The organism is Bradyrhizobium sp. 149 (genome assembly GCF_023073915.1).
GTDB lineage: Bacteria > Pseudomonadota > Alphaproteobacteria > Rhizobiales > Xanthobacteraceae > Bradyrhizobium.
The window spans coordinates 133,447-153,581 of sequence record NZ_JADPKK010000017.1 but is presented as its reverse complement, the minus strand read 5'-3'; the positions used below and the strand labels follow the sequence as shown (position 1 = coordinate 153,581).

Annotated in this window: 19 protein-coding genes and 1 pseudogene; 10 read left to right on the top strand and 10 right to left on the bottom strand. The window is 64.7% G+C overall.

The window, feature by feature from the left end; all coding sequences use genetic code 11:
* The 4 genes and pseudogenes from IVA88_RS11475 to IVA88_RS11460 all read left to right on the top strand — a co-directional run.
* A pseudogene (locus IVA88_RS11475) lies at positions 1 to 123 on the top strand (chemotaxis protein CheW); the annotation flags it as partial.
* Between the two features lie 72 nt (positions 124 to 195).
* Positions 196 to 561 (top strand): response regulator, encoded by a 366-nt coding sequence (locus IVA88_RS11470; protein WP_007600538.1) that lies wholly within the window; start codon positions 196 to 198, stop codon positions 559 to 561.
* A 74-nt stretch (positions 562 to 635) separates the two neighbouring features.
* Positions 636 to 1,832 carry a chemotaxis response regulator protein-glutamate methylesterase gene (locus tag IVA88_RS11465; protein ID WP_247497393.1) on the top strand — a complete coding sequence of 399 codons (1,197 nt, stop codon included), beginning with the start codon at positions 636 to 638 and terminating at the stop codon, positions 1,830 to 1,832.
* On the top strand, positions 1,829 to 2,701 hold the full coding sequence (locus tag IVA88_RS11460) for a protein-glutamate O-methyltransferase CheR (RefSeq protein WP_247497392.1): 873 nt from the start codon (positions 1,829 to 1,831) through the stop codon (positions 2,699 to 2,701). Before IVA88_RS11465 ends, IVA88_RS11460 begins: the two co-directional genes overlap by 4 nt.
* Positions 2,702 to 2,737: 36 nt before the next feature.
* Here IVA88_RS11460 and IVA88_RS11455 read toward each other — a convergent pair whose 3' ends face one another.
* From IVA88_RS11455 to IVA88_RS11440, 4 genes are all read right to left on the bottom strand, one after another.
* Positions 2,738 to 3,898 (bottom strand): glutathionylspermidine synthase family protein, encoded by a 1,161-nt coding sequence (locus IVA88_RS11455; RefSeq protein ID WP_247497391.1) that lies wholly within the window; start codon positions 3,896 to 3,898, stop codon positions 2,738 to 2,740.
* Positions 3,899 to 3,901: 3 nt separating this feature from the next.
* Complete coding sequence (locus tag IVA88_RS11450; protein WP_247497390.1) at positions 3,902 to 4,312, bottom strand: hypothetical protein; 411 nt, start codon at positions 4,310 to 4,312, stop codon at positions 3,902 to 3,904.
* Position 4,313: 1 nt separating this feature from the next.
* Complete coding sequence (locus IVA88_RS11445) at positions 4,314 to 4,718, bottom strand: DUF350 domain-containing protein (RefSeq protein ID WP_007600543.1); 405 nt, start codon at positions 4,716 to 4,718, stop codon at positions 4,314 to 4,316.
* Positions 4,719 to 4,885: 167 nt separating this feature from the next.
* A complete protein-coding gene (locus IVA88_RS11440; protein WP_007600544.1) occupies positions 4,886 to 5,587 on the bottom strand; it encodes a response regulator transcription factor in 702 nt (233 codons plus the stop codon).
* Between the two features lie 466 nt (positions 5,588 to 6,053).
* Between IVA88_RS11440 and fliI the strand changes: the two genes are divergently transcribed.
* The 6 genes from fliI (at position 6,054) to IVA88_RS11410 (ending at position 12,326) form a co-directional block, all read left to right on the top strand.
* Positions 6,054 to 7,379, top strand: a complete 1,326-nt coding sequence (gene fliI, locus IVA88_RS11435; protein WP_247497389.1) for a flagellar protein export ATPase FliI — start codon at positions 6,054 to 6,056, stop codon at positions 7,377 to 7,379.
* 133 nt (positions 7,380 to 7,512) lie between these two features.
* Positions 7,513 to 7,932, top strand: coding sequence for a flagellar export protein FliJ (gene fliJ / locus IVA88_RS11430; protein WP_007606301.1), 420 nt, complete (start codon positions 7,513 to 7,515; stop codon positions 7,930 to 7,932).
* 222 nt (positions 7,933 to 8,154) lie between these two features.
* On the top strand, positions 8,155 to 8,700 hold the full coding sequence (locus IVA88_RS11425) for a sigma-70 family RNA polymerase sigma factor (RefSeq protein WP_247497388.1): 546 nt from the start codon (positions 8,155 to 8,157) through the stop codon (positions 8,698 to 8,700).
* Positions 8,701 to 8,737: 37 nt separating this feature from the next.
* A complete protein-coding gene (locus IVA88_RS11420; protein ID WP_247497387.1) occupies positions 8,738 to 9,796 on the top strand; it encodes an anti-sigma factor in 1,059 nt (352 codons plus the stop codon).
* Positions 9,797 to 9,983: 187 nt separating this feature from the next.
* Positions 9,984 to 10,943 carry an AraC family transcriptional regulator gene (locus IVA88_RS11415; RefSeq protein ID WP_247497386.1) on the top strand — a complete coding sequence of 320 codons (960 nt, stop codon included), beginning with the start codon at positions 9,984 to 9,986 and terminating at the stop codon, positions 10,941 to 10,943.
* A gap of 153 nt (positions 10,944 to 11,096) precedes the next feature.
* On the top strand, positions 11,097 to 12,326 hold the full coding sequence (locus tag IVA88_RS11410; RefSeq protein WP_247497385.1) for an FAD-dependent oxidoreductase: 1,230 nt from the start codon (positions 11,097 to 11,099) through the stop codon (positions 12,324 to 12,326).
* Between the two features lie 1,214 nt (positions 12,327 to 13,540).
* Here the strand turns inward: IVA88_RS11410 and IVA88_RS11405 are convergent.
* From IVA88_RS11405 to IVA88_RS11380, 6 genes are all read right to left on the bottom strand, one after another.
* Positions 13,541 to 13,741, bottom strand: coding sequence for a hypothetical protein (locus IVA88_RS11405; RefSeq protein WP_247497384.1), 201 nt, complete (start codon positions 13,739 to 13,741; stop codon positions 13,541 to 13,543).
* A gap of 294 nt (positions 13,742 to 14,035) precedes the next feature.
* On the bottom strand, positions 14,036 to 16,177 hold the full coding sequence (gene flhA / locus IVA88_RS11400; RefSeq protein WP_247497383.1) for a flagellar biosynthesis protein FlhA: 2,142 nt from the start codon (positions 16,175 to 16,177) through the stop codon (positions 14,036 to 14,038).
* 373 nt (positions 16,178 to 16,550) lie between these two features.
* Positions 16,551 to 16,853 (bottom strand): copper-binding protein, encoded by a 303-nt coding sequence (locus IVA88_RS11395; protein ID WP_247497382.1) that lies wholly within the window; start codon positions 16,851 to 16,853, stop codon positions 16,551 to 16,553.
* A gap of 11 nt (positions 16,854 to 16,864) precedes the next feature.
* Positions 16,865 to 17,323: a cupredoxin family protein gene (locus tag IVA88_RS11390; protein WP_247497381.1), complete on the bottom strand. Its 459-nt coding sequence runs from the start codon at positions 17,321 to 17,323 to the stop codon at positions 16,865 to 16,867.
* A gap of 35 nt (positions 17,324 to 17,358) precedes the next feature.
* A complete protein-coding gene (locus IVA88_RS11385) occupies positions 17,359 to 18,690 on the bottom strand; it encodes a copper oxidase (protein WP_247497380.1) in 1,332 nt (443 codons plus the stop codon).
* Between the two features lie 13 nt (positions 18,691 to 18,703).
* The gene (locus IVA88_RS11380) at positions 18,704 to 20,128 is read right to left on the bottom strand and encodes a TolC family protein (RefSeq protein WP_247497379.1); all 1,425 of its coding nucleotides are present in this window, start codon (positions 20,126 to 20,128) and stop codon (positions 18,704 to 18,706) included.
* Between the last annotated feature and the right edge of the window lie 7 nt (positions 20,129 to 20,135).

The following is a 20,135-nucleotide window of genomic DNA, read 5'->3' as shown; positions in this document are numbered from 1 at the left end:
GTCAACCTCGACCCCCGCATGGCCAAGCTCGCCGGCGGTGTCCACCGTCTCGACGGCCAGCTCATGGTCGTCCTCGACGTCGATCGCGTCCTCGAGCTCGCGCCCGAGATGATGGCGGCCTGATACGCCGGCACATCCGCCGACGTACCTGCAATTGGAAGTGCCCCCGCAAACGGGGTAGAAGCAGAGGTTCACATGCGAACTTGTCTCGTCGTTGATGATTCCAGCGTCATCCGCAAGGTTGCGCGCCGGATCCTGGAGGGCCTCGACTTCCAGATTCTCGAAGCCGAGGACGGTGAGAAGGCGTTGGAAGCTTGCAAGCGCGGCTTGCCCGACGCGGTGCTGCTGGACTGGAACATGCCGGTGATGGACGGCTACGAGTTCCTCGGCCATCTCAGGCGCATGCCCGGCGGCGACCAGCCCAAGGTCGTGTTCTGCACCACCGAAAACGACGTCGCGCACATCGCGCGCGCGCTGCACGCCGGCGCCAACGAGTACATCATGAAACCGTTCGACAAAGACATCGTGACGGCGAAATTCCAGGAAGTCGGGCTTATCTGACCGACCGCCCGGAGGCTGACGGCTCCTTCGGCGTCTATTTTTCAACTGACCGTTTCAGTCTGAGTTGGTGAGTAATGAGTGTTGCGTTCGCAGGTAGTTCGACCACGGGTTCGTCGCGCGAAGCCGGGCCATTGCGGGTGATGGTCGTCGATGACTCCGTCGTCATTCGAGGTCTGATCTCGCGCTGGATCGGTGCCGAGCACGACATGGAGGTCGCCGCCTCGCTGCGCACCGGGCTCGAGGCGGTCAACCAGATCGAACGCATCAACCCCGACGTTGCCGTGCTCGATATCGAAATGCCCGAGCTCGACGGCATCTCGGCGCTGCCGCAATTGCTGGCGAAGAAGCGCGATCTCGTCATCATCATGGCCTCGACGCTGACGCGCCGTAACGCGGAGATCAGCTTCAAGGCGCTGTCGCTCGGCGCGGCCGACTACATTCCGAAGCCTGAATCGACGCGCGAGGCGTCGGCTGCGGACATCTTCCACCACGACCTGATCCAGAAGATCCGCCACCTCGGCGCACGGCTGCGCCGCAAGCCCGCGGTTGCGAGCCCGCCGCTGGTGCCCGGTAGCCAGGCTCCAGCCGCACGTGGACCGGCTGTCGCGCGGCCAGCCGCGCCCGCTCCAGCCCTGCATGCGCCGTCGTCGTCCTCGGCACTGTCCACGCGTCCGTTCTCGATCCAGGCACCGAAGGTGCTGCTGATCGGCTCATCCACCGGCGGTCCTCAGGCGCTGATGGCGCTCGTCACCGAGCTTGGCCCCGTGATCGACCGCGTCCCGGTCCTGATCACCCAGCACATGCCGCCGACCTTCACCACCATCCTTGCCGAGCATCTGGCACGCACGAGCCGGAAGCCGGCGGCCGAGGCGGTCGATGGCGAGGCGGTGAGGCCGGGCCGCATCTATCTTGCGCCGGGCGGCAAGCACATGCGCGTCGTGCGTAGCGGCGCCGACGTGGCGATCGCGCTCGACGACGGCCCCGCCGTCAACTTCTGCAAGCCCGCGGTCGATCCGCTGTTCACCTCCGCCATCGACATCTGGCATGGCGCCATCCTCTCCGTGATCCTGACGGGCATGGGCTCGGACGGCATGCGCGGCGGCAAGGACATCGTCGCCGCCGGCGGCAGCGTGATCGCACAGGACGAAGCCTCCAGCGTCGTCTGGGGCATGCCGGGCGCGGCGGCCAATGCCGGCATCTGCGCGGCGATCCTGCCGCTCAACCAGATCGGCGCCCGGGTCAATCGCCTGTTCGCGGGAGATCGCTCGTGACGCCGGTTGACTACGAGTATCTGCGCAAATTCCTGAAAGAACGCTCCGGCCTCGATCTCTCCCCCGACAAGCAGTATCTGGTCGAGAGCCGGCTGCTGCCGCTGGCCCGCAAGGCGAGCCTCCCCGGCATTCCCGATCTGGTGCTGAAGATCAGGAACGGCGACGGCCGGCTTGCGAGCGACGTGGTCGAAGCGATGACCACCAACGAGACCTTCTTTTACCGCGACAAGATCCCGTTCGATCATCTGCGCGAAACCATCCTGCCGGGGCTGCTTCGGGCGCGCGCGGCGCGCAAGTCGCTGCGCATTTGGTCGGCGGCGTCGTCGACGGGACAGGAGCCCTATTCGATCGCGATGTGCGTGAAGGAGATGGGCGCAGCCTTTGCCGGCTGGCGCATCGAGATCGTCGCCACCGATCTGTCGCAGGAGGTGCTGGAGAAATCCAGGGCCGGCGTCTACAGCCAGTTCGAGGTGCAGCGCGGCCTGCCGATCCAGCACCTGATGAAATACTTCACGCAAGCGGGCGAGGTCTGGCAGCTCAATGCCGACATCCGCGCCATGGTGCAGTTTCGCCAGCTTAATCTGCTGCAGGACTTCTCCCATCTCGGCACGTTCGACGTGATCTTCTGCCGCAACGTGCTGATCTATTTCGACCAGGACACCAAGGCGATGATCTTCGAACGCATGGCGAAGGTTTTGGAAGCTGACGGTACGCTGCTGCTTGGCGCCGCCGAATCCGTCGTCGGCATCACCGACGCGTTCCGCCCGATCGCCGACCGTCGTGGTCTTTATCAGCTCAACCCGACCCGCTCCGGCCGCCCGATGGGCGGATTGATGCCGCCGTCCTTGAAGGTGGCAGCGGCGCGGTGATGCTTCCCATATGGGAGAAAGTAAGAAGAGCGGCCCTCACAAGATCGCATGAGGCAGAAAGCGCGAGCCATTGCCGGTGATCGGGCTCTCGTCCTCGCGGATCGACACGCCGCAGGGTTCGTGATCCACCAGCCAGCTTCCCACCACCGGATAGAAGTCTGAGAAGTTCGGCAGCGGCGCGAGCGCCTGCCGCACGAACCCTTCGGCGCCGTAGGGTCCTGCCTGCTCCTCGAGCGGCATTCCGCCAGACACCAGCGTGACATTGGCGCCTTCGCGCGACAGCAGCGGCTTGCGCACATAGGAGCTGCCGAGTTCGGCTGCCCGCGGATCGTCCTCGAAGAAGGCCGGCAGCAGATTCGGGTGGTTCGGAAACATCTCCCAGAGCAGCGGCAGGATGCCCTTGTTGGAGAGCACCGCCTTCCACGGCGGTTCGATCCAGCGTGTCTGTGCGTCCTTGAGCTTTGCACCGAAGGCGTCGTGGAACATCCATTCCCAGGGATAGAGCTTGAAGGCGAGCGCGATGTCGCGGTCGTCGAGATCGACGAAGCCGCCGGCATCATCGCGCCAGCCGATCGCCTCAATGTCGAGCAGCGTGGTCGCCAGTCCCGCCTGGCGCGCAGTGTCTTCGAGATAAGCGAGCGTGCCGGCGTCCTCCTCATTGCCCGTGGTGCCGGTGAGATGGACATGGCGGCCTGCGGCAATCTGCTTCCACGCTTCGATCAGGCGTTCGTGGATGGAATTGAACTGATCGGCGCGCGACGGGATGATGCGGCGTTCGATCGCCTGTTCGAGCCAGGTCCACTGAAACACCGCGGCTTCGAAAATCGAGGTCGGCGTATCGGCGTTGTATTCGAGCAGCTTTGCCGGTCCCTTGCCGTCGAATTTCAGATCGAGCCGGCCATAGAGGCTGCGGTCGTCGCGCTCCCAGCTCTCGGCGATCAAGCTCCAGAACGCGTCGGGTATCTTCAAGCGTTGCAGATGGCGCGCGTCGCTGATCACGCGGCCGGCAAGCTCCAGGCACATCGCGTCGATCTCGCCGGTCGGGGTTTCGATGCCGCGCTCGATCTCGTCGAGGGTGAAGCCGTAGTAGGCGCGCTCGTCCCAATAGCGCTCGCCGCCGATGGTATGGAACGCGAAGCCGCATTGTTCGGCGGTCTGCCGCCAGTCGTCGCGCTCGGGGCAGACGATGCGTTGCATGGGTCAGCCGCCGCCCGAGAAGCCGTGACCAAACGAGCCGAAGCCGCCGCGACTCACGCCGCCGGAGCCCGAATCGGACGACGTTCCCGATGCGGAATGACTCGATGAGTCGCTGCTGAAGAAACTCGATCGCGAGGACGAGCCCGAGCTTCCGCCGCCGGCGGACGAGCTGCTTCTGCTGCTGCAGGCGGCGCTCGCCTGCACCGGCGCTCCCGCGCCGGGGACTGTGGCGCCGGCAGGAGAGGGCTCGCAATTCTGCCGCGGCATCAGCGTGTAGGCGGTCGTGCCGACCGCGATCGTGCCCATCACCAGCAGCGCGACATGGCGGGAGCGCTTCACCGGCTGTTGTGCAGGCGGCGGCCCGACCGCCGGCCGGCGCTTGCCGAACTCCTTTTTGGAGGGCTTGTCGGCCATGTCAGTAGATCATGCAGGCGGCGTTGAGCAGGCCCGCGGCGAGCGAGGACAGCCCGAGCCAGATGGCAGCTGCGAGTTCGCCGGCGGCAATCCGCGCCGACAGGTTCGGCACCGGCACTCTCACCAGAAAGAACACGACGATCTGGACGATCAGCGCGATCATCGCCCAGATCAGGCAGTCCAGCACATTGGCCGAATGCGCGATCGCGCTGACCAGCGGCGCCACGAAGCCCAGCAGGCTGAGACCGAGCGCGATCGCCGCAGCCGGATCGTTGTCGCGGATCAGCTGGAATTCGTTGTGCGCCGTGATGCGGGTATAGGCGAACAGATACGCCACGATCGCGATCAGCCCGGTGCAGAAATAGACCAGGAAGGCGGGCAGGCCGGCGAGTGATTGCAGGATCATCGTTCCCCCATCGTGCAGCGACCATTCGTCGGCGGGGAAAGGATAGCGGTTCAATGGCGCAAGGACGATGAGGCCGCGTTCGCGTCCCCCCAAAAACAAAACCCCGCCATTTGCGGCGGGGTCCAGGCTGGGAGGAGCAAGCCCCAGGGGCTTGCGACGTAAGCTGATCAGGCGGGGATGCGCTCCTCGACCTCGTGCGGCTCGCGCAGCACGTAGCCGCGGCCCCACACGGTCTCGATGAAGTTGCGGCCTTCGGAGGCGTTGGCGAGCTTCTTGCGGAGCTTGCAGATGAAGACGTCGATGATCTTCAGCTCGGGCTCGTCCATGCCGCCATAGAGGTGGTTGAGGAACATTTCCTTGGTGAGGGTCGTGCCCTTGCGGAGCGAGAGCAGCTCCAGCATCTGGTATTCCTTGCCGGTCAGATGCACGCGCTGGCCGCCGACTTCCACCGTCTTGGTGTCGAGGTTGACGACGAGGTCGCCGGTCTGGATGACCGACTGGGCGTGGCCCTTGGAGCGGCGCACGATCGCGTGGATGCGGGCAACCAGCTCGTCCTTGTGGAAGGGCTTGGTCATGTAGTCGTCGGCGCCGACGCCGAGACCCTTGACCTTGTCCTCGATGCCGGCGAGGCCGGAGAGGATCAGAATTGGTGTCTTGATCTTGGAGACCCGGAGCTGCTTGAGCACGTCGTAGCCGGACATGTCGGGCAGATTGAGATCGAGAAGGATAATGTCGTAATCGTATAATTTACCGAGATCGACGCCTTCTTCCCCCAAATCGGTCGTGTAGACGTTGAAGCTCTCAGACTTCAGCATCAGCTCGATCGACTGCGCGACGGCGCTGTCATCTTCAATCAGCAAAACGCGCATGCCAGTTCCCCATAGTCGCCGCTCCTGGGCGTCAGGTCGGCCGCATTCGCGGCACACAACAAAACGCCTTTGAACAACTGATTCGGATCCTGACAACAGATGGTTAACAAATTCTGATTCTGGAACGCAAGCCCTGCAGATGCAATTTTTGTCGAATCGCCCTAAGGTCTTGGGTGTGAAGCAGCTTTCGTTATCCCGTTGCGTTCAAGTTCCACTTTAAGAGACGGGCCTAACCGACTCCCGCGACTCAGCCTTCTTCTGAAGGGGAGCCACGCTCAGTCACAAAGACAGTGACGCAATGATTAACGATGCGGGTAAACACGAAGTTAAGCGCCTTTCAGAAATATGGCGAAACTTAAGGTTTTCGCCACGAAAGCCCGGATTACGCAGGCGATGACGTCATGAAGGCCGTCTGATGAAGGCTCTTGCTGAATGAAGGCTCTTGCTGAATGAAAGCTCTTGCTGAATGAAAGCTCTTGCCGAACAGATCGGCGACATTGACGGCGTCAATATCTATGGCCGCGTGGTCGGCGTGCGCGGCCTGATGGTCGAGGTGGCCGGCCCGATCCATGCGATGTCGGTCGGCGCGCGGCTGGTAATCGAGACCGGCGGCAACCGTTCCATCCCCTGCGAGGTGATCGGCTTCTCCGGCAACAATGCCGTTGTGATGCCGTTCGCTGGCCTCGACGGCGTGCGGCGCGGCTGCAAGGCGGTGATCGCCAATGCCGCAAATCAGGTGCGCCCTTGCGCGGCCTGGCTCGGCCGCGTCGTCAATGCACTGGGGGAGCCGATCGACGGCAAGGGACCGCTGCCGCAGGGCCGGGCGCCGATGCCGTACCGCAATTCGCCGCCGCCGGCGCACTCGCGCAAGCGCGTCGGCGCGCCGCTCGATCTCGGCGTGCGCGCGATGAACACATTCCTGACCTGCTGCCGCGGCCAGCGCATGGGCATCTTTGCAGGCTCCGGCGTCGGCAAGTCGGTGCTGCTGTCGATGCTTGCGCGCAACGTCGATGCCGCGGTCAGCGTCATCGGGCTGATCGGCGAACGCGGCCGCGAGGTGCAGGAGTTCTTGCAGGACGACCTCGGCGAGGAGGGCCTGGCGCGCTCCGTCGTGGTTGTCGCGACCTCCGACGAGCCGGCGCTGATGCGCCGCCAGGCCGCGTATCTGACGCTCGCGGTCGCCGAATATTTTCGCGACGAGGAGCAGGACGTCCTTTGCCTGATGGATTCGGTGACGCGCTTTGCCATGGCCCAGCGCGAGATCGGCCTGTCCGCGGGCGAGCCGCCGACCGCCAAGGGCTATACGCCGACCGTGTTCACCGAGCTGCCGAAGCTTCTGGAGCGCGCCGGTCCGGGCCTTGGGGAGGGCGCCATCACCGCGATCTTCACGGTGCTGGTCGATGGCGACGACCATAACGAGCCGATCGCGGATGCCGTCCGCGGCATCCTCGACGGTCACATCGTGATGCAGCGCTCGATCGCCGAACGCGGCCGTTACCCCGCCATCAACATCCTCAAATCCGTCTCCCGCACGATGCCGAAATCGGCCGATCCGCAGTTCTGGCCGACCATACAGAAGGCGCGGGCGGTGATGGCGACCTATGCCGACATGGAGGAATTGATCCGTCTGGGCGCCTACCGCGCCGGCTCCAGCCCCGAGGTCGACGAGGCGATCCGCCTGCACGAGCCGCTGGAGGCCTTCCTGCGCCAGCGCAAGGATGAAAATGCATCGCTGGCGGACGGCTACCGCCAGTTGGCGCTAATCCTCGGTAATTTGGAAACGGAACGCTAACTTTGTCCCGTCATCATCCCATCCCACAGAGTAGCAGAGCCGGTCTCGGCCCCAGTCGGGCCTGTGGGGAGACTGGTGTTGTCCCAATGTGTGTGTTTCTTGCAGCCAAGGGACTTCTGGGGAGTACGAGTCGATGAAGTCACGTGATACCCTCATCCGCCTGAAGAAGTTTCAGGTCGACGAGAAGCGCCGCCGGGTCACCCAGATCGAGACCATGATCGCCGACTTCCAGCGGATGTCGACCGATCTTGAACGTGAGATCTCGACCGAGCAGGAGCGCGCCGGGATCAACGATCCCTCGCACTTCGCCTATCCGACCTATGCCAAGGCTGCCATCCAGCGCCGCGAGAACCTGACCCGCTCGGCGGACGAGCTGAAGGGTCAGCTCGATGAAGCCAAGGCCGCGCTGGCCGAAGCCTTCGAAGAGCTGAAGAAGGTCGAGCTCCTCGACGAGCGCGATCAGGCCCGTGAACGCGCCGAGGAAAACGCCCGCGAGCAGGCCGATCTCGACAGCATCGGCCTGATGCGTGCCCGCATGGGCGCCGTCGCCTGAGGCGCTAGCCGCAGACCCGCTAGAACAGGACCTGCGAAAACCAGACCTGTGAGAGCAAAACCTGTGAAATTTGCAGAACCCGGACCCCAATGGTCCGGGTTTTCGCATGTGCTGTCCACAGAGTGGCGCCGCGCCCCCTTGGTGGTCGGCTTTGTCGCGCGCTATGGTGGCGGGGTGCCAGGGCCCGCGCGGAACGCGAGGGGCCGCGCATTGGGGGGCTGAATGCTGACGCCAGCAGAGCTGGTCGGGCTGATAGGGGCGGTAGCGCAGGGCGATCAGACCGCGTTCGAGCGCCTCTACGTCGCCACGCGCGCGAAACTCTATGGCGTCGTGCTCCGTATCTTGCGCCGACAGGATCTCGCAGAGGAGGTCGTTCAGGAGACCTACGTCAAGATCTGGAACAGCGCCGGCCAGTTCAATCCCGCTCTGTCGTCGCCGATCACATGGATGGCGTCGATCGCGCGCAATCGCGCCATCGACATCGTGCGCAAGAAGACGGAAGTCTCCATCGAGGAAGAGCCGCAGGCGATGGAAGTCGCAAGCGATAGCCCCGATCCGCTGGCGCGGAGGGAGATGACCGAGGAATTGAAGCGGCTCCTGGAATGTATCGGCCGGCTCGAGCCGGACCGTCAGAGGCTCGTGCTTCTCGCCTATTACAACGGCTGGAGTCGCGAGCAATTGGCGGAGAAATTCGCGGCGCCCGTCAACACGGTGAAGACGTGGCTCCGGCGCAGCATGTTGGATATTCGCCAGTGTCTCGGGCTATGAGAGCTCGTACTGTGAGGATGGGTCTGGACCGCAAGTAATGGCCTACACGGAGGACCATATCGCGCTCGCCGCGGAATATGCGCTCGGTACGCTCGACGCGGACGAGCGCGCGCAGGTCGAGACCATGATGGCGGTCGACAAGGCGTTCGCCGATGTCGTGCAGGCGTGGGCATTCCGGCTCGGCGTCCTCAACCAGATGGTCGGCTCGATCGAGCCGCGTCCGATCGTGTGGGAGAACATCAGGTCCGAGCTCATGCGGACGGGCTTTGCGCAGGAGCCGCCAGCGCAGCCGGACGTCGCGCCGCCGCCTCCCGTGCCGGAGTTTTCCTCGCGCGACACCGTGCCTCCGCAGGTGCCAGCGGAGGACGCGCCGCCACCGGGGCCGCAGCCTCCCGAAGCGGAGCAGCCCGAAACGGCGCGACCGCCGTCCGATGCGATTCCCGAAATCGTGCCGATATTCATGCCCCAGGTCCACGCGCCAGACCCGGAAGTCGCGCGTGCGCCGCAGGCGCCGGTCGCCGACAACAGCAATGTGATCCGGCTCGAGGGTCGCGTGAAGCGCTGGCGCACCATCGCATCGGCCGTCGGCGCGCTCGCGGCCGCGCTGCTCGTGACGCTGTGGCTTCAGATCTTCCAGCCCGAGGCGCTGCCGCGCGGCTTGCGACCGGCAGCCCGCATCCAGACGGTCGAGGTGAAGACACCGGCGCCGCTGCCGGCGTCGTCGCAATACGTCGCGCTGTTGCAGGGCCAGGGCGGAGGTCCCGCCTTCATCCTCACCATCGACGGTGCGACCAGGAACTTCACTGTTCGCAAGGTCGGCGCGACACCGGAGCCCGGCAAGAGTTTCGAGCTCTGGCTGATCTCCGACAAGCTGCCGCGCCCGCGCTCGCTTGGTGTGATCGGCGCAGGCGATTTCACCGCACGGCCGGTGCTCGGTTCGTACGACGCGGACGTCGTCAACGGCGCGACTTACGCGGTCACCGTCGAGCAGACCGGCGGCTCGCCCAACGGCCAGCCGACCTCGGCACCGGTGTTTTCCGGCAAGCTGATCGAGACCGTGCCGCCGTCACAGCCGCAGGCGCCCGCGAAGAAGTAGGCCGTCGCTGCTCCATGCGGGCTACAAGCGCGTAAAACTGTCGCCACGGTCCATCCCGCCGTCGTATTGCGACAATATCTCGCCGAATCCGTGCTCGCTTGAACCTCTCCGCCTTTCGCGGCGTCAAATGCCCGGAATTTGCAGTCGGCGCCGCCCACCATGGTGCCGGAGAGGGGCGAGAAATCAGATGGATGCAGCGAAAACGTCGGGCATCTTCGTGCACCAATATGCGGGGCTGCCACACGGCCCGGCTTTCGAACATTGGCGCGAACGGGCCTTCGGGTCCTGCGGCCTGGACATCGGGCCGAGCCGGGGCGACAGCATCGATTGCCGGCTCCAGGTCAGCGTGGTCGATAATATCGCGCTCGCCATTCCCGAGGGCGCCTCCGCGCAATATTCACGCACCCAGAGCCACCTTGCCGACGGCAGCGACGATCTCGTCCTGATCGCGGCACATGCGGGTCTCGTCCGCGTCGGGCAGAACGGCCATGCCGTGGAGCTTGCGCCCGCGCAGATGGTGCTCGTCGACATGGGCATCACCGGCACTGTCGGCCATACCGAGGAAGATCGCTTCACCACCATTCGCATGCCGCGCCGCGCGCTGCTCGACATCAATCCGCGCGCCGAGGACAAGCTGTCGCAAGTGCTCTCGGATGGTGCGGTCGCCGAGACGATCTTCCGCTACCACTCCCTCGCCGCCCATCATGCGCCGCATCTGGACGCCGTCGGCCAGCGCCTCACCGCGCAGCACATGGTCGATCTCGTCGGCCTCGTGCTCGGCACCGACGCCGAACACGCAAGTCTGGCGCGCGGCCGCGGCCAGGCGGCGGCCCGTCTCGATCTCATGCGCGCCGACGTGATGGCCGCGCTTGGCCGCAATGATCTCTGCCTGTCCGAGATTGCCACGCGCTCCGGCCTGAGCCCGCGCCAGGCACAGCGCCTGTTCGAGCAGGCCGGGACGACATTCACCGAATTCGTGCTGGAGCAGCGCCTGCTGCAGGCGCGCAAGCTGCTCAGCGATCCCCGCGCCAGGATCCGCAAGATCAGCGACATCGCGCATTCGTCGGGCTTCTCCGATCTGTCCTATTTCAACCGCGCCTTCCGCAAGCGCTTTGGTGCGACGCCGTCGGAACTGCGCGAAGCCTGAGCCGCGCCGAGAATTTGTGCGGCGCGCCGGTACCACCGCAGTTGGTCCGTCCGGCCGGATGAGCTATATCTGTCTGCGCGGTCAGACGGCTTGATCGTTCGTCGCTTCGTCGTCGCTCTCTCGTCGCTCTCTTGGGAAATGCAGTCAACTGACATGGCGCGTATCGTCGTGCTCGGCGCCGGGTTTGCAGGTCTGTGGGCGGCCATCGGTGCCGCGCGCAAGCGCGACGAGATCGGCGCGGCCGGCCGTGACATCGAGATCCGTGTCGTCGACCGCAATCCCTATCACAACATCCGCGTCCGCAATTACGAGGCCGATCTCAGCGAGGTCGCGCTTCCGCTGCCGCAACTGCTCGATCCGATCGGCGTCAGTCACGGGATCGGCGAGGTCGAAGCCATCGATCCGGCACGGCGCGAGATTTCGCTGGTTACGGGTGGCGGCGACGAGACGCTGGCTTATGACCGGCTGGTGCTGGCGCTCGGCAGCGAAGTGATGCGTCCCGACATTCCCGGCCTTGCCGAGCATGCTTTCGACGTCGACACTTATGCAGCGGCGCTCCATCTCGAGGATCATCTCACCTCGCTCGGACGCAGCGTGCCCGCGCCGGGGCGCTCGACGATCGTCGTGGTCGGCGCCGGCTTCACCGGCATCGAGGTCGCGGCCGAGATGCCCGACAGGCTGGCGCGCGCCGGCATCACCGGCAGCCGCCGCATCATCCTGGTCGATCCCAATCCGGCCGTCGGCGCTACCATCGGCGCACATGCCCGTCCCGTCATCGAGACGGCGTTGGCTTCGCTCGACGTCGAGACCCGGCTTGGCGTCCGTGTCGTCTCCGTCGCGGCCGCCGGCCTGCGCCTGAGCTCGGGCGAGTTCATTGCGACGCAGACGGTGATCTGGTGCGCCGGGATGCGCGCGAGCCCCTTGGCCGCGACCTTCCCGGACGCACGCGATCGCCTCGGGCGCCTTCTCGTCGATCCCTTGATGCGGATTGCGGATGTCAGTGGTGTGTTCGCGGCCGGCGACGTCGCCTCGAGCGTGGTCGACGGCTTGCATCCGACCGTGATGTCCTGCCAGTTCGCGCGCCCCATGGGCCGCTTCGCCGGCCACAATGTGGTGGCCGACCTCGCCGGCCTGCCGATGCTGCCGCTGCGGATCGACTGGTACGTGACCGTGCTCGATCTCGGCGGCTGGGGTGCGCTCTATACGGAAGGATGGGACCGCGAAGTCCGGGCCATCGGCGCGGTCGCGAAGGCAACCAAACAGACCATCAACCGCAAGCGCATCTATCCGCCGCTCACCGGGAGCAAGGACGAGCTGTTCGCTGCGGCAGCACCAACCGTGCAGGCGCCGCCGCCGACCTATGGGGCGGACCGGACCCGCTAGGTGGTCTCGTCTTCGATGGTTATGTCGCAATCGCTCGCGTCAGTTTCGGTGTCATCGTCCGCCTTGGGCGCAATCGCGTACTGGGGCGGACGATGTTGGCCCGGCCCGGTGCCCCACAAGCCTTTGCGTTGCACGACAGGCAAAACACGTGAGCGGTGGGTCAACGCGCACCGCTTAAAATATTCCACTTTACCGAAATTCGGAAACGGCGTATGTGTCGCCGCAACCCGGCCCAAGGAAGAGGGGCGTATCGCGATCGTCACGAACGCGGGCCGGACGGCGGTGGACGTGGGTCACATCGGCGCGAACGACTTCGCAGGGCGGGCAACCGTGAGCGGAGACGCCGCGCACACGACCGGTGTGATCGGCGTACGGCGAAATCGTGTGGTCCTGGCGCCCGGGGTCTGTGCGCCAAGTGTTGCGGTGATGTGGCGGCCCGACCGGGCACGCGCATCAGCCATCCGCAAGGCGACGGGGGCAATAGTGCATCGCTCCCCGGGGAGAGCGCGACATAAGTCGTAGAGCCACTGCGCAGGGAAGGCCGGATGTTTGGCTTCACCTGTATGCCGCTGTGCAGATTTTTTGACTGCAACCTCGCACAGTGGACCGCGGGTGCCAGCCGGCACCCGGTCTTCCCTGCGCCCTTTTCAATTTCGAGGGTGAGACGACGAAGCAAAGCTCGGGCGAACACGCCGCGAGGATGCGAAGCTGCGTCAGTGATAGAGATGCGAGTTGAAAGCGCGATGCTGCCACCCACAAACTCCGTCATTGCGAGCGCAGCGAAGCAATCCAGACTGCCACTGCGGGAAGATTCTGGATTGCTTCGCTGCGCTCGCAATGACGATGTTGGCGCAGCTGCACGCCGTAACTGCAGTCTCGTGCCCGGATGCTGCGCAGCGTCTCTTCGACGACGCGCTGCAGAGCCGGGGCCCAAGTTGCAAGCGAGTGCCGTGGCCTCCTGGGTCGCCGTTCTGCGCAGCAACGCCCTGAGCGCGTTTACGCGCGTCTTCGACGCGCTATGGAGGCATTGCAGCGCGTCCGGGACACGAGAGATGAATTCAGTCACACGACGGAGGTACCCCCGACATGAGAAAGCGCCCGTGGGGGGCGGGCGCTTTCTGTAGTCGACTTGGGGTTGGGGTCGTCTACATATCCACGTGGCGACTTTGGGGGGCTGGTAAAGAGCCGCGTGAATTCCTGAAACTCAGATCTCCTTAGCGAACGAGCGAAACGTTCGAGCTGGTAATAGCGACAGGCTTGCCGGCCTTCATGACGCGAGCGGTCTGGGTCAGGCCTTCATCTGAACTCGTGCGCGCCGTGATGCCGAGACCTGCCACCACGATGCCGGCGACAAGAGCTACGACCACGACCTTGAGGTGGGTCGAGCGATCTGCGCTGTAAATCGAGTGGTTCATGGAAGGCTCCTGCCGCCATCTACCCGAAGTAGTCGCCCACCAGTTTAGTCGGGTTCATGCTTCCGGTGCCCAACAACCTAGTATTGGGGGGATTCGTTCCCAAGAGGCGATCACAAGAGCGTGACAGGACGTGACAAATCGCGATCAGAAACGGCTCTTGTTCGTGCAATTTGGCAATTATTTCAAAGTAGTAATGTATCTGTCAGGCGGTTTGCCGGCCGTTGATCGACAAGAAGCCAGAAACTGAAAAACCATTTGCCTGTGGCCAAAAAACACACGGCTTCTTAAGGCAAATCAGATGCTTCCGACCGTTTTCAGCCTCGCCCTCGGGTGGATTTCAGCCTGCGAAAGGACGGTGGTCTGGGCCCGGAACCGCTCGACCAGGGAACGCACGAAGGGCCGAATTGCCGCAGAGGTGACCAGCACCGGGGCCTCGCCTTCGCGCGCGGCGCGCTCGAAGGCCTCGCGCACGCCGGTCATGAACTCCGACAGCTTCGAGGGTTGCATCGCGAGGCTGCGCTCCTCGCCCTGGCCGATGATGGATTCGGCAAAGGCCTGTTCCCAGCGCGCCGACAGCGCGATCAGCGGCAGATAGCCGTTGTAGGAGGTGTTCTGAGCACAGATCTGCCGCGCCAGGCGGGCGCGGACGTGCTCGACCATGGTGGCGGGATTGCGCGAGAAGGCGAGCGAGTCCGCGATGCCTTCGAGGATGGTCGAGAGGTCGCGGATCGAGATGCGCTCCGCGAGCAGCAGCTGCAGCACGCGCTGGATGCCGGAAACCGTGACCTGTCCCGGCACGATGTCCTTGACCAGCTCGCCCTGCTCCTTCGGCAGCTCCTTGAGCAGCTTCTGCACCTCGCCATAAGAGAGCAGGTCCGACATGTTGGCCTTGAGCAGTTCGGTGAGATGGGTCGAGAGCACCGTCGCGGCGTCGACGACGGTGTAGCCCTTGAGCGAGGCTTCCTCCTTGAGGCTGGCATCGACCCAGGTTGCGGGCAGGCCGAAGGTCGGCTCGGTGGTGTGGATGCCCGGTACCTGCACCTGGCTGCCGCCGGGGTCCATGACCATGAACTGGTTCGGCCAGATCTTGCCCGTGCCGGCGTCGACCTCCTTGATCTTGATGATGTAGGTGTTGGCCTCGAGCTGGACGTTGTCGAGGATGCGCACCGCAGGCATCACAAAGCCCATCTCGATCGCGAGGGAGCGGCGCAGGGCCTTGATCTGCTCGGTGAGACGGTCGGTGCCGTCGGGGCCGTTGACGAGCGGCAGCAGGGCATAGCCGAGTTCGATCTTGAGGTCGTCGATCTTCAACGCCGCGGAGATCGGCTCCTCCGCCGCAGCGGTGCCCGCTGCCCCCGGCGTTCCCGGCGCAGGTGCGGTCTTTGCAACTTCGTCAGCTCTGGCATTCGCCCGGTTGCGGTTGCGGGCGTGCCAGGCGAGCGCGCCGGCGCCGACGCCGAGCGCCAGGAAGGGGATGGTCGGGATGCCCGGCAGGGCCGCCAGCACCAGCATAACCGCCGCGGACATCGCGAGCGCCTGCGGATAGCCGGAGAATTGCTTCATCAGCGCCTTGTCGGCGGCGCCGGAGACGCCGGCCTTGGAGACGAGCAGGCCCGCCGCGGTCGAAACGATCAGCGCCGGCACCTGGGTGACGAGGCCGTCACCGACCGTCAGCAGCGTGTAGCTGCGGCCGGCATCGGCGAAGGAGAGGCCCTGCTGCGCCACGCCGATGATCATGCCGCCGACGACGTTGATGAAGACGATCAGGAGGCCGGCGATGGCATCGCCGCGGACGAATTTGGAGGCGCCGTCCATGGCGCCGAAGAAGCCGCTCTCGTCCTCGAGCTCCTTGCGGCGATGCTTGGCGACCTTCTCGTCGATCAGGCCGGCGGAGAGGTCGGCGTCGATCGCCATCTGCTTGCCGGGCATGGCGTCGAGGTGGAAGCGGGCGGCGACTTCGGCGATGCGGCCCGAACCCTTGGTGATGACGACGAAGTTGACGATGACCAGGATGGCGAAGACGATGATGCCGATGACGAAATTGCCGCCCATCACGAAGCTGCCGAAGGCCTCGATGACGTGACCGGCCGCATGCGTGCCTTCGTGCCCGTGCGACAGGATGAGGCGGGTCGAGGCCATGTTGAGCGACAGCCGCAGCATGGTCGAGATCAGCAGGACGGTCGGGAAGGCGGAGAATTCCAACGGCGTCTGGATGAACAGCGACGTCATCAGGATCAGGATCGAGAGCGTGATCGAGATCGCCAGGAACAGATCCAGCACGATGGCGGGCAGCGGCAGAATGAGCACCACCAGGATGGTGAGGACGCCGAGTGCCAGCGCGATATCGCCGCGCCTGAGAATGTTGCCGATCTCGGCAAGGGTGGGGAAGCCGGCATTCGTGCTGCCTGCGCCCTGTCCCGCGGTGACATCGACCATGGTAGCTGCTCCCCCGCGCGACTGCCGTCCACGCGCCCCAAACGTCTGCGCGGCGGCCGAAGGGCCGCCGTTCCGAAAGTGAGGCACCGCACTGGCGTCCACGGGGGCTCCCGTTCTACGCGGCTGACGACACTCGACTCCACTGGGCAATTTTTGCCCGGTGTATGGTTAGCAAACGGTTAATAAAGGGTGCGGCAGGAGGTCAGACCGGGGTATTTCGGCCATCTCGCGGGCAAGCAACCGTCATGCCCGGGCTTGTCCCGGGCATCCACGTTCTTCATGCCGCGCGGAATGCGTGGATGGCCGGGACAAGCCCGGCCATGACGTTGTGGAAGCGCTTGGCGCCAACATTCGGCGGACGGAGGAAGTAGCCCTACTTCGCCTTCTCCATCTTCGTCACCGTGTAGCCCGAAGCGGCCTCCTCGGCTTCAAAAGTCACCTTGTCGCCGACCTTCACCTGTTTGAGCACCGCCGGGTCCTTGACCCGGTAGACCATGGTCATGGGCTCATCCATCCCGAGACCCGTCGCCGGCCCGTGCTTGAGCGTGATCTTGCCGGAGCCTTCGTCGATCTTCTTCACCTCGCCGCTGATCGCGGCGCCCTGGGCCGCCAGGGCAGCTGTGGCAAGACCGACGGTCAGCGCCAGCACTGCGCCGATGCGGATGATGCGGTTCATGGGACTCTCCTTCATTGCTTCACGGTGACGTGGCCGACCATGCCGTAGTCGCGGTGGTCGGGAATCAGGCAGGAAAATTCGAACGTGCCGGCCTTGCTGAACTTCCAGAGGATCTCGGCGCTCTTGCTCGGCGCGAGCCTGACACCGTTGGGATCGTCGTGCTCCATGTGCGGATGCTTCTTCATCTCCACCGCATGCGCGAGATTTTCCTTGGTGGTGGCGAGCAGGAATTCATGGTCCTCCTTGCCGACATTGCGCAGCACGAAGCGGATCTGCTCGCCGCGTTTGACCTCGATCCTGGCGGGTGAATAGTCCATCTCGTTCAGCAGGATCTCGATCGTGCGCGCGGGCTTTTTGGGATCGCCGGGCTCGCCGGCCGAATAGGTGCCGTGCCCGTGCTGGTCGTGGGCAAGGGCCGGTGCGGCCGAGAGCGCAGCCAGCGCGAGACCGAGCTTGATCGTCTTCTTCATTGGTAGCTCCAGTTGGTGGTGGTTCATCGAAACGCTCACATCTTCATCTTGTGCATTGGCGTGCTTTGTTGCCGCGCCGGCTCCGGGGCCGGCAGCGTGACCTCGTAGGCGACGGTGCCCTTCGGGAATTGGTAGGGGCCGGGATCGCGATAGTCGTCGCGCGCGAGGCCCTCGCGGATCTTCATCACCGTGAACATGCCGCCCATCTCGATCGGGCCGAACTGACCAGTGCCGGTCATCATCGGCAGCGTGTTGTCGGGCGCGGGCATCTCCATGTTGCCCATCGCCATGCCGGTCGATCCCATGGCCATGCTGTCAGGCGCGAGCTTGCCGACGGCCCTGGCGAGATCCTTGCGCGACACGCCGATCAGGTTGCGCATGTCGTGTCCCATCGCATTCATGGTGTGATGCGACTTGTGGCAGTGGAACGCCCAGTCGCCGGGATTGTCGGCCAGAACGTCGAACACCCTGACCGCGCCGACCGGTACGTCCGTCGTGGTCTCCGGATATTGCGCGCTCTCCGGAATCCAGCCGCCGTCGGTGCAGGTCACCGCAAAACTGTGGCCGTGCAAATGGATCGGATGGTTGGTCATGCTGAGATTGCCGATGCGCACGCGCACCTTGTCGCCAAGCCTGACCGGCAGCGGATCGATGCCGGGAAACACCCGCGCATTCCAGGTCCACATGTTGAAGTCGGTCATTTCGTTGACCCGCGGCAGATAAGTGCCGGGATCGACGCGATAGGTGCTCATGACGAAGACGAAGTCGCGGTCGACGGCCCGAAAGTTCGAGTCGCGCGGATGCACGACGACCATACCCATCATGCCCATCGCCATCTGCACCATTTCGTCGGAATGCGGGTGGTACATGAAGGTCCCGCTCTTCTTCATCTCGAACTCGTAGACGAAGGTTTTCCCCGGCTGGATGTGCGGCTGGGTCAGCCCGCCGACACCGTCCATGCCGCTGGGAATGATCATGCCGTGCCAGTGCACGGTGGTGTATTCGGGCAGTCTGTTGGTCACGAAGATACGGACCTTGTCGCCCTCGACGGCCTCGATCGTCGGGCCCGGCGACTGGCCGTTATAGCCCCACAGATTCACCTTCATGCCCTCGGCGAATTCGCGCACCACGGGCTCGGCGACGAGATGAAATTCCTTCCAGTCGCCGTTCATCCGGAATGGCAGCGACCAGCCGTTCAGGGTGACGACGGGGCGATAGTCCGGTCCACTGACGGGGTGCAGCGGCGGCTGCATCACCACCTTGTCCATGTGCGGGGCTTCCGGAATAGAGGCGGCCTGCACGCGGCCGCTGACAACGGATGCGCCGGCCAGCGCGGCGCTGCCCAAAAATCTTCGGCGGGAAAACATGTCGGCCTCCATGTCAGTGGCCGCCATCGGCAGGTGCTGCCGCGGCGATAGTGGTTAAATCGTCACTGCTGCCCGCAGGCGCGCCGCCACCATTGACGGCGGTCTGCAGCTCGGACTGGGCAAGGAAGAATCTTTGCCTGGCATCGATTGCACCGCGCAGCGACGCGAGCCGCTGCCGCGCCTCGGTGAGCAACGCGAAGATATCGACCTGCATGCTGGAGAAGCGCAGCTGCATCTCCTCGGTGATGATTTTTCGCAGGGGGATGATCTCGCGCTGATAATGGCTGGCGATGTCGTAGCTGGAGCGATAGACCCCATAAGCATCGCGCGCCTCGGAGCGCACATTGACAGCGCGCTCGGTCAGACGGTTGAAAGCGAAATTGTAGGTCTCTGCCGCCTGCCGCACCCGGACCTCGCCGCCGTCGAAGATCGGGATCTGGAACTGCACGTCGAAGCCGCGCTCGCGGAACGGCGCGCCCTCCGGATCCCGGGTGCGGCGGGAGATGCCGGCGAGATCGAGCAGGGTCACGAAGCGCGTCGCCCCGGTAAGGTTCAGCGACCTCGCCAGTGCCGTCAGCTCCAGCCGTGCGATCTGAAGGTCGATGCGATGGGCGACCGCGTCGGCTTCGATTGACGGCAAAGCCTGAGGCGGCCGCGGCAGCGGCGGCAGTTGATTGGGCAGTCGGAAATCGAGGCCGCCGTCCCACAGTCCCATCAGGCGCGCGAGCTTTTCGCGCGCGCTCGTTGCCGTCTGCCGCGCGCTCGCGAGGTCGGCGGTGGTCTCCGCATAAAACACCTGCTCGCGGGCCTGATCGAGCTTGTTGATCGAGCCGGTCTCCCCGAGCTTGGCCGCGAGCTGTGCGGTTGATTCCGCCGTCGCCTTCGCGTCCGTCAGCAGCGCTACCATCTCGTTGCCGGCAACGGCGCGCCAATAAGCGCGGCGGACATCGGCGGCAAGCCGCAACGTCGCCAGGCCTGCGCGCAATTGCGCCTGACGAAAACGGTCGCGGGCGATCTCCGAGCGGAACGGCAGGGTGGCGAGCGCGAGGATGTCGCCGACAACCTGGCGCTCGATTTCGCTGGCACCGTTGCCCGAGATCCGCGAGAGCGAGAACACGGGATTGGGCGGCAGGCTCTGCTCGACGAGATCGGTCTCGGCCAGAGCCAGCTCGTTATAGGCGGCCTGAAGCCCTTTGTTGTCGAGCAGTGCGATCTGCACGGCGGTGTCGGCTGTGAGTGTTCGCGAGAGCAGCTGGCGAACGCGCGCGTCGACCGCTCCGGCCCCCTCGGCTGTTCGCACGAAGGCGACATCCTTGTTGATGGTCTGGCTCGTCAGTTCCGAGACGGCATTCATGCCGCTGTCGGGCGAGAATGCGGCACAGCCAGACAAGCCGAGCGAGGCAAGAACGAGCAGGCTTGGCGCGAGACGGTGTGTCATGGCGCGC